12 protein-coding genes are annotated in these 13,368 nt (G+C 53.5%); 4 read left to right on the forward strand and 8 right to left on the reverse strand.

The window, feature by feature from the left end:
- Positions 1 to 252: 252 nt before the first annotated feature.
- Positions 253 to 729, forward strand: a complete 477-nt coding sequence (locus IEX10_RS13880; RefSeq protein ID WP_188676487.1) for a MarR family winged helix-turn-helix transcriptional regulator — start codon at positions 253 to 255, stop codon at positions 727 to 729.
- The gene (locus IEX10_RS13885) at positions 726 to 2,024 is read left to right on the forward strand and encodes a multidrug effflux MFS transporter (RefSeq protein ID WP_229678559.1); all 1,299 of its coding nucleotides are present in this window, start codon (positions 726 to 728) and stop codon (positions 2,022 to 2,024) included. Before IEX10_RS13880 ends, IEX10_RS13885 begins: the two co-directional genes overlap by 4 nt.
- A gap of 244 nt (positions 2,025 to 2,268) precedes the next feature.
- On the opposite strand, the gene IEX10_RS13890 is transcribed toward IEX10_RS13885, so the two are convergent.
- Positions 2,269 to 2,586, reverse strand: coding sequence for a non-heme iron oxygenase ferredoxin subunit (locus tag IEX10_RS13890; protein ID WP_188676490.1), 318 nt, complete (start codon positions 2,584 to 2,586; stop codon positions 2,269 to 2,271).
- Position 2,587: 1 nt separating this feature from the next.
- Positions 2,588 to 3,541 (reverse strand): fatty acid desaturase family protein, encoded by a 954-nt coding sequence (locus IEX10_RS13895; RefSeq protein ID WP_188676493.1) that lies wholly within the window; start codon positions 3,539 to 3,541, stop codon positions 2,588 to 2,590.
- A 275-nt stretch (positions 3,542 to 3,816) separates the two neighbouring features.
- Between IEX10_RS13895 and IEX10_RS13900 the strand changes: the two genes are divergently transcribed.
- Positions 3,817 to 4,809, forward strand: a complete 993-nt coding sequence (locus IEX10_RS13900) for a succinylglutamate desuccinylase/aspartoacylase family protein (RefSeq protein ID WP_188676495.1) — start codon at positions 3,817 to 3,819, stop codon at positions 4,807 to 4,809.
- 64 nt (positions 4,810 to 4,873) lie between these two features.
- Here the strand turns inward: IEX10_RS13900 and IEX10_RS13905 are convergent, their stop codons facing one another.
- The 4 genes from IEX10_RS13905 to IEX10_RS13920 all read right to left on the reverse strand — a co-directional run bounded on the left by IEX10_RS13905 (position 4,874) and on the right by IEX10_RS13920 (position 8,200).
- Positions 4,874 to 5,740, reverse strand: coding sequence for an amino acid ABC transporter permease (locus tag IEX10_RS13905; protein WP_188676498.1), 867 nt, complete (start codon positions 5,738 to 5,740; stop codon positions 4,874 to 4,876).
- Between the two features lie 63 nt (positions 5,741 to 5,803).
- On the reverse strand, positions 5,804 to 6,637 hold the full coding sequence (locus IEX10_RS13910) for a transporter substrate-binding domain-containing protein (RefSeq protein WP_188676501.1): 834 nt from the start codon (positions 6,635 to 6,637) through the stop codon (positions 5,804 to 5,806).
- 24 nt (positions 6,638 to 6,661) lie between these two features.
- On the reverse strand, positions 6,662 to 7,471 hold the full coding sequence (locus IEX10_RS13915; RefSeq protein WP_188676503.1) for an amino acid ABC transporter permease: 810 nt from the start codon (positions 7,469 to 7,471) through the stop codon (positions 6,662 to 6,664).
- Positions 7,472 to 8,200, reverse strand: coding sequence for an amino acid ABC transporter ATP-binding protein (locus IEX10_RS13920; RefSeq protein ID WP_188676506.1), 729 nt, complete (start codon positions 8,198 to 8,200; stop codon positions 7,472 to 7,474).
- Between the two features lie 633 nt (positions 8,201 to 8,833).
- Here IEX10_RS13920 and IEX10_RS13925 point away from each other — a divergent pair.
- Positions 8,834 to 9,811 (forward strand): DMT family transporter, encoded by a 978-nt coding sequence (locus tag IEX10_RS13925; protein WP_188676509.1) that lies wholly within the window; start codon positions 8,834 to 8,836, stop codon positions 9,809 to 9,811.
- 16 nt (positions 9,812 to 9,827) lie between these two features.
- On the opposite strand, the gene IEX10_RS13930 is transcribed toward IEX10_RS13925, so the two are convergent.
- Complete coding sequence (locus IEX10_RS13930) at positions 9,828 to 12,164, reverse strand: molybdopterin-dependent oxidoreductase (protein ID WP_188676512.1); 2,337 nt, start codon at positions 12,162 to 12,164, stop codon at positions 9,828 to 9,830.
- Between the two features lie 48 nt (positions 12,165 to 12,212).
- Positions 12,213 to 13,244, reverse strand: a complete 1,032-nt coding sequence (locus IEX10_RS13935; RefSeq protein WP_188676515.1) for an amidohydrolase family protein — start codon at positions 13,242 to 13,244, stop codon at positions 12,213 to 12,215.
- Positions 13,245 to 13,368: the final 124 nt, after the last annotated feature.

The raw sequence follows: 13,368 nt of genomic DNA on the forward strand, positions 1-13,368 counted from the left end.
TTCTGCGTTCATCTATGTTCAATTTGCGGTAGGGTCGTCTCATCACAACCTCCTGATCTGCATCAGAAATTTATCTAGTGATGCAATCCAAAATGGAATGTGCCCGCTACACCTACTTAACTCGCATAATGATAGTTATGTTAATTATAACGTATAAATCTCCCATCACAAAACCGGGAGCGGAAACCGAACACGCTTGCATAGTAAGGTCGACTTAATATATGCAAGGCTTTCAACATTCGGAGCCTTGCCGTGAAACAGTCAATCGACAGTGATAACTTCTCTTTTCTGCTTCTGGATGTGGCACGGCTGCTTCGCGCGGATTTTGAACGCCGTGTTGCGGGGGCCGAGCTTGGGATTACACCTGGAGAGGCACGGACCCTTGCCAATGTGGCGCGGTTCGGCCCGTTGCGGCAGCATGATTTGGCCAATCTGACCGGCATCGGCCCGATGAGCGTGACCGGAATGATCGACAACCTTGAACAAGCGGGTCTTGTGATACGCACGCCTGATCCCGACGATCGCCGCGCCAAGCAGGTGCAGATTACGCAAAAAGCGCATGCGTTGCTGGAGGATCTTCACCGGATCGGTGAGGACGTCCGCGCAATCTCTCGCGGCGGGCTTTCAACCGAAGAATGGGACACGTTCCACCGCTTGTTAAAATCAGCACGCGACAACCACCTGAGCGCGCATCACAGCAGACGCATTTCGGGAAAGGCAGAAACATGAGCACCGCAGAGACAAATGTTGACAGACAGGCGTCCAGCGATGCGCCCAAGATGTCCATGCGCCGCGTTAGCCTGCTTGGCGCGCTGTTTATTGCGACGGGGCCGATTGGGATGGCGCTGTATACGCCTGCAATGGCAGAGGTGGTGACAGCCTATGGCACGACGAACTCTTTGGTGAAAATGACGCTGACGCTCTATTTTGCGGGATTTGCGACGGCGCAATTGATCGCTGGCCCGTTGTCAGACGCATTGGGGCGCAGACCTGTGATCATCGGTTTTATGATGCTTTTTGTGGCGGCGAGCCTGCTGGCTCTGATCGCCCCGTCCATTGAAACACTGATCGCAGCGCGCTTTGTCCAAGGGGTCGGTGCCAGTGCGGGTGTCGCGATTTCACGGGCACTGGTGCGCGACATGTTTGAAGGGGACGAGTCCTCTAAGATCATGAACTTGATGGGGATTATTCTGGCGATTGCGCCAGCAATGGCCCCTGCGCTGGGGGGGATGGCTGTCACGCATGCCGGTTGGCATTCTGTTTTCGGGCTGATGATGATCTTTGGTCTGGTGGTTATCACGCTGGCAATTTGGGGCCTGAGAGAAACCATCGTGCCGGATCGGAGTCGCCTCAACCTGAATGCGCTTGGGCGGTCTTATCTGACCTTGCTGACAAACCGGCACTTCATGGCGACCACGATGACCATTGCCGGTTCCATCGGTGCGATATACGCGCTGGCGACAATCCTTCCTTTCATTTTGATGCAAAGGCTGGGCCTAAGCCCAACGGTGTTCGGGCTGTGGATGTTGTCACAATCAGGCAGCTTTTTTGTTGCATCTCTGCTGGTGCGCCGTTTGATGAAGAACCAGAGCGCTTACCGGCTGGTTACGCCGGGACTGGTTGTGATCATGATCGGCAGCGCCTTGATCCTGTCGCTGTTGTTTGGCGAAATTTCGGTCCTGCGCGTCATGGTGCCGGTCGGCGTTTACACCTTTGGGATCGCCTTTGTGATGCCTGCCATGTCAACCGCTGCGCTGGCGCCCTTCCCCCAAATTGCGGGCGCGGCTTCGTCGTTAATGGGCTTCTTTCAGATGGGCGCAGGGCTGTTTGTCGGCTCTCTGGCTGCTTTGTTCGGCAATCCGGTAATTGCCCTTGCCGTTTTGATACCGGCGATGGGTTCTACTGCGTGTTTGTCTTATGTCTACTACCGCAGAAACCCCCATCTGACTGAACCTGAACCCCGCAAGGATGCAATCAGCGGGCCGCCAATGGGGCGTTCCTGGATGCCGACCCAAAAGGACTAGGTTGATAAGGGGGAGTGGAAGAATGCCCTGCCCGACCCGCCAAAAGCTGCAAGAAACAGATCGTTCTCAGCGGCGGGCCACAACAAATTCTCTTCTGCCAGATCAAAAGGACGTGCAATTGCGCGTCCTTTTCCTTGATCGTTCGATAGCACCGCAATCAGATTAGCGTGGCGTGAGGGAGCACAAGAAGTGGGGCCGCACGGTTTCCTGTGCGCCCCTTCTAACATTCCCGCGTGTGAGCGCCTTAGGCTTTGATCTGCACCATGCCTTCATGCACGCGCGTTTGAAAAGTCATCATTGGGCGAGTTGCCGGGGCCCCGACCGGCCGTCCATCGCGCACATCAAAGGCGCCCTGATGCAGCGGGCATTCGATGACGTGACCGTCAAAATACCCGTCGCACAGATCGACACCACCATGATTACACAGCGCCATAGAGGTATATATTCCGCTGGGCGTGTCATACACAGCCAGCTTTCGCGCACCAAAGTCCACCCGCGTGACCCATTTTTCTTCCAGCTTTTCCACCGGTAGAATGTCTTTCCAGATCTTCTCACGCGCCATATTACACCCCCTCAGCAGCTGTTTTCTGCGACCGGATATGGCGAATAATATCCACATGCGCCCCGACATAGCCGTATTTTTCCACATGAATGTGGTCTTTCAATTTCTCATGCAGTTTGGGCAATGTGTGATAGGGCACCGATGCCACATAGTGATGTTCTGCGTGGTAGTTCATGTTCCAGCACAAAAAACGCCAAGGCATAGAAACGATATTTGTGCGCGTGTTTTCATGCATTTGTGCCACTGTCGGGCGGCCAACATGTTCCGTCATCCGAATAAACCGCATTACAGGTTCGCCCATTATCACCGGAATGATCCAGAGCCAGATCAAACCCCACCAGCCTGTAACGGCCATGCCGACAAACAGCAGGGCATAGACGCTTAGCATCAAACGGGCATCGCGGTAGACAGAGGCGTATTCTTCTTTTGGAATGAACTTGCGTTCGACATCGTTGAGCTGCCCGCGCGCGTGACGAAAGATCTCAACAAATTTATTGCGCCAGTAGGGAATGGCGGAGAGGTAAAGAAGATATTCACCATAGGTTTTCGGTGCCGGAATAAGCTCCGGATCATCGCCGTGAATTTGGGTGTATGTGTGGTGATCACAATGTTCATAGCGAAAGAACCGATGGGGCAGCATAATGATATAGCCGCAAATCTGTCCGACCAGATCATTCAGCCAGCGGGTGCGAAACACGGTATAATGCACGCATTCATGCTGCAGCGAAAAGTGATGTACCAAAACGATGCCATGGATGAACATAGCAGGCCAGATCAACCAAGAATTCCAAGCCAATACGACTATTGTTGTTGTTGCGATCAAGACCAGAACCCAAACGCCCAATCGTCGCAGCGATATGGCATCCGACCTTTGCATGAGTTCCTTCAATTCTTCACGGGAAAGCTTACCCTCGGCCAATGCCTGAGTAAGCGGCGTTACGATTTGTTGTGACACGTGATTTCCTAAAATTTTTGCTCGTATGCGGGCCCTGCCCTGCGATACTAACTTCGGAGACGGGAGTGCTCCGCACCACAAGATCGATCAGAAAATATCGTCTTGTTGGCTCCAAATTACCCGATCTCTTTAATCCAAGTCAAATAAAAAAGCCATTCAAGCGGTAGAGTTGACGGAGTGGGTTGGTAGGGTAAGATGCTAATAATAATAGATTATATCTCGAAACATCGATTTTAAAGCTACCGAGATTTTCACCATTATGAAAGCGACACTTTATGACCAAAACGGCTGTTACTGCGACGATCGATTTCAAAGCGGAGGGTCGTAATATTGGCGATCTAAGAGTTCCCTGGTCGGACAACTCCTGCCCGCTCGGGTTTCACCCTGTACCTGTGATCAGTTTGAAGAACGGCGACGGACCGGTCGTGTTGATGTGTGCCGGTACCCACGGCGACGAATTTGAAGGTCCGGCGGCCCTGATGCGGTTGGTTGCTGATCTGCGCCTGGATCAGTTGCAAGGTCAGGTTATCATATTGCCAGCGCTTAACTTTGCAGCTCTTAAGGCATCCGCTCGTGTGTCTCCGTTAGATAATGTCAATCTGAACAGAGCGTTTCCGGGTGATCCAAGGGGCAGTATTACCGAGCAGATTGCCTTCTATGTAGAAAGCGAATTACTGCCCCTTGCAGATGCTGCGGTTGATTTACACTCCGGTGGTAAAGCTTCGGTTTTTGCAACCTGCACTTTAGCCACGCAAACCAAAGATCGCGCTTTGTTCGAGAAGAACCTAGAGCTTGCCAATGTCTTTGGTCTGCCGCTGATCTGGGTTCTGACTGGATTGAATGATCCACGATCCTTGAACTCTGCTGCGGCACGTTGCGGTGTGCCGGCGATTGCCACGGAACTGGGCGGCGGTGGTGGGGTCGATCCTGATATTACCAACGCTACCGAACGCGGACTTTATTCCATATTTTGCCATCTTGGGATGCTAAATGGCGCGCCGACTCCTGCTTTAAATCCCAAGCGGGTGGCCAGCAAATCTTTGGATCACAGCCTTTTTGCCACCGGTGAAGGCATCTTTGATCGTGGGGTCAACGCGGGCCAATCTGTGAAGGCCGGTCAGGTTGCGGGGCGGTTTCACTACATTTGCGAACCGGAACGCGGCGCTGAGACCCTGCATTTCAAATACGACGGCTTTGTGCTGGCGCACAGCAATCGCGGGTTTGTGCAGCGGGGTGACGCATTGGTGCTGGTTGTGCAGGATCACTGACTAAAAAGCTGGTCCTCTGCGGGGCCAGCCTTGATCTCCATGACAAGGAAAGTCCGACTTGGTGCTACCTTTCCAAGCGGCGGAACAGCATGGACAGCCCGAAACAAATCACGAAGTAGAAAGCAGCGGCAGTAAACCAGCCCTCAAAGATCATCCGCGTGGATGCCACCAATTCAATGGTTTTGAACGTCAGGTCCGGCACCGAAATCAGCGATACCAAAGAGCTGTCTTTCACAAGGGTGATGAACTGGTTCGCAAGCGGCGGTATAACTTTTTTTAGTGCTTGTGGAAGAACAATGTACCGCAATTCCTGACCCCTGCTCATCCCGATAGAGCGCGCGGCTTCGCGTTGTCCTTTCGGAACGGACTGGATACCAGCGCGAATAATCTCACCTACAAAAGCGCTTTCAAACAGGGCCAGAACGATGACACCTGAAATAAGCGCAGGGAAACGGCGCATGTCGCCAAACAGGAAGCTCCAGATTTCATTATTCTCACTGCGCGCAATACCACGGGCCCAGCGTTCCATATTCAACGCCGAGATAAGCTGCTCGGACAGGAAAAAGAAGAAGATGAAGATGATGACCACGGGTGGGACATTGCGCAGAAATTCAAGATACGTGCGTGCCAGCATGCGGATGGTCAGGTTTTCAGATACCCGCGCCACACCCAATATCACCCCGAGGATCAGCGCCAGAATGCTGGAATAAATCGTGATCCGGATTGTCGCGAACAGCCCTTGCATCAGCAGGTTAGGAACCCAGGCGTCTTCGCTCGCTTTATAGCGGTAAAGGTAGTTCGGGATTTTGTCCCACCGCCAGTTGTAGTTCAGCTCCGCGCCGATGCGGGTGGCAATATACCCCCCGAGAGCGACAACCACGAGAAGGATCACCGCGTCCATCCAATGGAGTTTTTTGAGTATTCTTCGCATGCGCGCAACCTTGGGCTATGGTGGACGGGCAGGAAGCCCGTCCGTCGATAGTTTTAGCGGAGTTTACTGGGCAACCTCAGAATGCCACTCATTGCCACGGAACCAGTAATCGTGACGCTCTTTCAGCCAACCCTGACGGTTTTTGACGCCGATCCAATTGTTAAAGAAATTCTCTGCATCTGGGTCACCCTTGCGAAAGGCAAAGGCTTCACCGCCAGCTTGAAAGGCTTCATTAAAGGGAACGTTCACCGTATCGGGATAACGACGCGCAGCTTCGGAGGGCACCGGCTCGGAGGACATCAAAGCATGTGCGTTGCCGTTCAGGACTTCCTGTGTCACTGCGCTTTCTTCATCAAACTGAAGGATCTTTGCTTTTGGGAACATGGACTCAATCACCGAAACAGCAATCGCACCGCGACGGCCGGCAAAGGTCACGTCTGGGCTGTTATAGTCTTCAAGTGTAAAGCCCTCGGTCATTGACGTATTCGCCAAAATTGTCTGACCGGAGTAAGCATAAGGATCAGAGAAAGAGACCGTCAGGTTCCGCTGCGGTGTCACCGACATCCCCGAGATGATGACGTCGAATTTTCCCGAAACAAGGGCAGGAATGATGCCGTCCCATGCAGTCGGCACGAATTCCACTTCGACGCCCATATCTTCGGCCAGCTGGCGGCCTACGTCCAGTTCAAAGCCGATCAGTTCACCGTTCATATCGCGTAGGGACCAAGGTGTGAAAAGGGACAGGCCGATCTTGATCACGCCCTCTTCTTTGATGCTTTCAATCACCGAACTGCTGGACAGTTCCTGGCGGGTATTTTGCGCGGAAGCCGGCGCCGCTAGTGCAAGTGCGGTGGCCGAGGCAAGGGCAAGCCCTGCCATGCGTCTGGTAAAATTCATTATGTCTCTCCTTGTTGGTTGTTGTCAGTTTTGAACAGCGAATTTCTTTTCAATGCGGGTCACGCCTATGGATAATGCAAGTGTCAGGATGAGATACACAACTGCGATTGTGAACCAGATTTCAAAGCTCATGTAGGTGTCCGAAATCAGGTTTCGCCCGATAGTTGTCAGTTCCGCCACCGCGATCACACTTACGATGGCAGAGCTCTTTACCAGATGAACCAATTCGCCCGTCATCGGGGGCAACATGAATTTTACTGACTGGGGCAGGACGATATAGCGGTAGGCCTGTGATTTGGTCATCCCGATAGAGGTTGCGCCTTCCCATTGGCCTTTGGGCACCGAGTTGATGCCAGCGCGGAAAATCTCCGAGATCAGCGCAGCATGAAAGACCGCCAAACACAGAATGCTCGCCGTGTAGCGGTCAAGTTTGAAGATCGGTCCAAGGACGTAGTAAAACAGGTACAGCAAGACAAGGATCGGCATGTTGCGCACAAATTCAAGGAAGGCCACTGCAACAGCAGTGCCAACCACAAGACCGGACAACCGTAGCAGCGCCACAATAAGCCCGAGAAGCGTTGCGAAAAAAAATGCCGTCGCCGAAAGCTGTATCGTCTTCATCAGACCGATGACGATCTCCCCCCACTGGAACCCGTCTTCGGTCAGGCGGTAAAAATACTGCGGCATACGATACCACTGCCAGTTGTAGCCCATCGCCTGCGCGCCATTAAAAGCCAGCCAAAAAATTCCGAAAATTACAACAATGTAGAGACCGATCGCCACTGGAGCAGCGTTCAAAAAACCTTTGAGCGTCCTGCGCTTTGCCGAAGCCATTTAGTGCTCCAGAATCTGGTTGAGGAACATTCTACAACGCTCGCTTTCGGGGTTTGTAAAGAATTTCTCAGGGGGGGACACTTCGACGATTTTTCCAGACTCCATAAACACCATCGTGTCGGCAACCTTGCGGGCAAAACCCATTTCGTGGGTCACACAAACCATGGTAATGCCTGTGTCGGCCAGCTCTACCATTACGTCCAGCACTTCGTTAATCATCTCTGGATCAAGGGCGGATGTGGGTTCGTCAAACAGCATGATCCGCGTTTCCATGCACAAGGAACGGGCAATCGCCACCCGCTGCTGTTGACCACCTGACAACTGCCCTGGATATTTATCCGCTTGCTCGGGGATGTGGACCCGTTCCAGATACTTGCGGGCGCGGGCTTCTGCTTCGGATTTGCCGATCTTTTGCACCTTCATCGGTCCAATAGTCAGGTTTTCAAGGATCGTAAGATGGGGAAACAGGTTGAACTGCTGGAAAACCATGCCGACTTCCTGACGCAGGCGACGCAAATCCTTACTGTCTTCTTCAACCTCGATCCCGTCGATCCTGATTGAACCGGAAGAGTGGAATTCCAAGCCGTTAAAGCACCGGATCAAAGTAGACTTGCCAGAACCGGACGGTCCGCAGATCACTACACGTTCGCCTTGCTGTACTGTGAGACTTACATCCGTCAACGCCTGAAATGTTCCATAGAACTTATCAACATTGTTGACTGATATCATTGCTTCTTGAGCTTCCAAGGCGAGTCCCCACAGATTAACAATTGCTTAACGGTAATATGTCTGTGGTTAATATTTCAAAGCAAGATATTTTTTTAAGGCCCACTTATCCTTCATAACCGACTGCACAAAAAGGTGCCAGAACTTCCTGTTTCGCACAAGTTAAGGGCGACAGGCCAATCACCCCTTTTTGCAGACCGCGCAGTGTCGTTATTAAAGGAGTGCAGCAACAATGGATTGCGCGTATTATCCCTGTGCCGTCTGTTCCTAAAACATCGCCAAATCATAGCCTTAGCGGTCCGGTCAATCGCACTGAACATTCTTCGACCTGCATATCGGCGGGCATCTCCGAATTTTAAAAATGCTTGTAATATCAAGGGTTGCATTGAGCTATGCAGTATTGAACAGCGCCCCAATGGCCATAAGCCAGATTAATGGCAACATAAGAAGATTGTGGTCATGCCTTGGCACTCTCCTTGCTAGAGGTGGGCAAGGAAGACGCTATTCTGGCCCTCTGCGCACCAGGTTTGCCTTAACGGCACACCCTTGCTGGGGAACGCGATGCCAGAGCTCACCCATACTGCAAACCAGATCCGACCGCCGACAAGGCGCGTGCAACCCGAACGGGGGACTCTTTTGAAGACGACGGCATCCCATGATGTGTTAAGTGTTAACAATCTCATCCCGATTATCTGCGTATGTATCGCCTCTGTTGTGTTTTCCATTCACGATGTGGCGTTAAAGCTTCTTAGCAGCACCTATCCTCTTCACGAAATGATTGCCGTCCGTTCGTCCGTGGCCCTAATCGTAATCTGCGTTTACCTGTACTGGACCACCGGCAGTTTCCAAGCGCTGAAAACGCGGCGGCCTGCGCTGCATACTGTTCGTGCGTTGTTGATGATCGCCACCAATACGACCCTTTACATATCGCTCGCAGCGATGCCGATTGCGGATGCCGTTGCGATCTTCTATTCGGCCCCGCTGATCATCACGTTCCTATCAACGATACTGTTGCGAGAGTTCGTAGGCCCGATGCGCTGGCTGGCAGTGTGTCTTGGATTGCTGGGGATGTTAATGATCGTGAAACCGTCGGGGGCGGATTACACAGGCGCGGCGTTGATCGCGGTACTATCCGCCTTTATCTACGCTTTTAGCCAGATTTTAACCCGTAATCTGGGCAAGACCGAAAGCACCGTGACCATGTCCTTTTATGGCCAGATCGGACACAACAGTTTCGCAGTTCTGATCGGGCTTATGATCGGCAGCGGCCGGTTTTTTGGCGGCGAAGGTGAAATCCTCAGCTTTGTTTTGCGCCCTTGGAGCTGGCCCAGCGTCTTTGACATGCTGATGTTTGTCGGCTTTGGCTTGATTAGCGGCGTGGGCGGATTGCTGATGACCAAAGCCTACCGCGACGGCCCGCCGAGCCTTATAGCCTCTTTTGAATATGTGGCCCTGTTGATGGCGGTTGTTTGGGGTGTGATCTTTTGGAACGAAATTCCCGATATCTGGACCAGTCTTGGCATTGCCCTTATCCTTGGCGCCGGGATATTCGTTGCCCTGCGTGAGGCTAAAAAGGGGGCGCCGCCGCCGCCAAGGCGCCGGATGTCACCGTAATTGACCGACTTAAATCCTAGCTGTCGGGACGTTTGTTAACAGCGCAAATCTCGGGTGGTTGGTGGGCTGTGACTTTTGGTGGCGTGTCGGTGAACAGGCTAACCTCAACAAGGCAGGAATGGGCAATCGGCCCTTGGGCCAGCGTTGAAGTCCCCCGATCAAGGGTCAGAACATTCGGGTTGCCATGTTTACACATTGCGTTTCCGTCCGCCCCTTTTTCGGGATCATACCATGCTCCGGTGCTTAGCTGGACGACACCCGGCATCACTTCGCTACTGACTATCACCCCGCAGAGGCAGGCGCCCCTGTCGTTGTGGACCTTCACAACGTCACCGGATTGAACGCCGCGCCGGGCGGCGTCATCGGGGTGCATGGTAAGGGGTTCGCGTTCTGAAATCTTGTGCTGGCGGCTGTATGACCCGTGATCCAGTTGCGAATGCAGCTTGGTTTTGGGTTGGTTGGAAAGGATATGCAGCGGATGGCGCGACGTGTCACCGCCCAGCCATTCTTGCGGTTCGAACCATGCGGGATGGCCATAGCAATCAGTCAGATTGTAACCCGCAATCGTTCGAGAGCCGATTTCAATTTTGCCACTGGGGGTTTTCAAAGGATGCGCCTCAGGATTGCGCCGGTAGTCGGCCAACATTATGAACGCGTCCTGCGGCGGGGCGATATGCTGGTATTCTGCGTCCTTCAGTTCGGAAAGCTTGAACATTGGTTCTTCCAGATCGGTGTTCATCGCGCGGGACCGGTCCTGAAGTACCTCTAACCATTCCTGCTGCGTCCGCCCTTCGGTAAAGGCTTCTTCGAACCCCAATTTAGCGGCAAGCATCCGAAAAATTTCAAAGTCGTCCAGCACACCTTTTGGCGGCTCCACTACTTTTTGCATCCAAATCTGGTAGGGATCTCTGGGATTCAACAACAGGTCTTCCCGCTCCGGCGGGGTGGTGCAAGGCAGCACAATGTCCGCGTGTTTGGCATGGGAGTTCCAGCACCATTCATGGGCGATGATGGTTTCAGGTTTCGCCCAAGCTTTGCGAAGCCGGTTCAGATCCTGATGGTGGTGGAACGGATTGCCGCCCGCCCAGTAAATCAGCTTGATGTCAGGATAGCTGTACTGCGCACCGTTGTAGGAAAACTCCGTGCCTGGATTCAGCAGCATATCGGAAATGCGGGCGACAGGGATAAAGCTGTCGACCGGATTGTGCCCTTGTGACATGGCGGCCAGTTTGATGTCCTTGCCTTCCAGCCCGATGTTGTTCACCGCAGAATAGCCAAGACCGAACCCGCCACCGGATAGGCCGATCTGCCCGACCATCGCCGCCAATGTGATTAACATCCAGAACGGTTGCTCTCCGTGTTCTTGGCGTGTCAGGGACCAGCTGGCGGACAGCATGGTCCGTTTGCTGCACATCTGGTGCGCAAGGTCGATGATCTGCTGGGCGGGAATGCCGGACTTTTCCGCAGCCCAAGCCGCCGATTTCGGCTGGCCGTCATTTTCCCCCAAAAGATAGGCGTGAAACTGGTCAAAGCCGACTGTGCATCGTTCCAGAAAATCGCGCGCGTGCAGGTTTTTCGACACCAATGTATGCGCAAGCCCCAGCATAAAGGCCACGTCCGACCCGGGGCGCAAAGCAATCCAATCCGCATCAAGGTCTCCGGTGACATCTGCACGTATGGGCGAAACATTAACAAACTTAACGCCCGCATCCCGCGCTTGCTGCATCGCCTCGGCCTGCCGGTGCCGCCCGACACCACCCTGCCCGATCTGCCCGTTTTTCAGAGGCAACCCGCCAAAAGCCACGAACAGTTCCGTGTCATCAATGATGCTTTGCCAACTGGTCTGGCGGTAAATCATTTCGTTGTAGTTACCAAGCACATGATCAACGATCACCTCGCCGGCAGCAAGGCTGTAGGAATTGACCGATCGCACAAATCCGCCCATGCCATTCATAAACCGTTTAAGCTGGCCCTGCGCATGGTGGAACCGTCCCGCCGAAGCCCAGCCATACGAACCGGCGTAGATCGCCTCGTTTGAATAGTTTTTCTTCACCCGCTGCAATTCGCGCGCAACAAGGTCGATGGCCGTGTCCCAACTTACCGGGACAAAACTATCTTCCCCGCGAGGGGTATCACCCGCTTGCGGCCCGTTTTCCATCCAGCCCTTGCGCACCATTGGCTGGGTGATCCGCGTTGGCCCGTCCAACACATCCACAATACCTGCACCGATGGGCGAAGGATCGTCATCATGTTCAAAGTCGTGTAACTTTGAAAGCTTGCCCTGACCGTCCAGCTCGGCGCGGTAGGTGCCCCAGTGGAAACTGGTAAGCGGAAACGTCTTGGGGGATGTCATCTGGTCTCCTGAAACCTGTACCAACCCAACCGGCCGGTTCTGATGGCTTTACCCGATACTCTGGACTTTTTCGGATCGTAGCGCATCAAGTCTGTCACATAAATCTTGCGCGGTTTTCCACGCGATCTGCTGCTTGTCTGCATCGCTCAGCTTGGCGGGTGCCAGCGCATGGGCGTAGGGGTCATCTTTGAAAATCGGATAGTCAGACCCCAGCATCAACCGATCCGCGCCGAACAGCTGCACAGCGGCTTCTAGCGCACGCGGACCGAGCGAGGCGCAGTCATACCACAAACGGCGCAAACGGTCGGTCGGGAAAGGCTGATCCGGTGTCCTGTGGCGCGCGATGCTTTCGATACGTTCAAAGATAAACGGCAAAGTGCCACCCAGATTGACCACTTGGAAGGTAATGTTCGGGTAAGCGTCCAGCATATCCGAGAGGATCACCGTCAGGGCCACCTGCGAGGCACTCGATTGCAATTCTACTGCTGAAAGACGGTATTGCACGTTGTCCGCCGGACGCGGTGGCACTGCTTCGCCTACCTTCAGGCCAGGATGCAACATGATGTGGCAGCCGTATTCATTGGCAGCCACCAGCAAAGGGCGCATCTCCTCGGCTTCAGCCAGAGAATTGAAATAATTCGAAGGCAGAATGATCCCTGGCAGGCCAAGATTCCGGCGCACGCGGGTGACTTCTGCACAGGCAAGATCCATGTTTGCCAACGGTACACCACCAAGGCCGATCAACGCGCCATTCGTTTCTTTGGTAAGTTGGGACAGATAGGTGTTATAGACTGAAATCGACTCTGCAATTTGGTTTGCGGGCAAAAGTTCAACGCCTAAGGCCCCTGGAAAGGTCAACAAGCGGCGGGTCAGACCGCTGGCCTCCATCCGCTCCAACCCAACGCGGTGGTCGTGGTAATGATCGGTAAATTCAAATTCACCGTTCATCGCCACCATCATCAAGGCACCGTCATCGCGGCGGCGCAGATAGGGGCGCTCACTGCGGGACATCAAGGTTTCAACCAATCCCCCACCGTAAAAATGCGAATGCATATCAATGCGTTGGGTGATTTCATCCATGTTAGGCCCCATAGCTTTCATTGTGGCTTTGGCTCAAAGGAACGCTTTCAGATCGGTCGCGGGACCATCCACAGACAGGGGTGCAACGGTTTTACCGGCTTCGATCAGTTTCTTGCCAAGTATA

The sequence above is a fragment of the Neptunicoccus cionae genome, assembly GCF_014643735.1.
GTDB classification, from domain to species: Bacteria; Pseudomonadota; Alphaproteobacteria; order Rhodobacterales; family Rhodobacteraceae; genus Amylibacter; species Amylibacter cionae.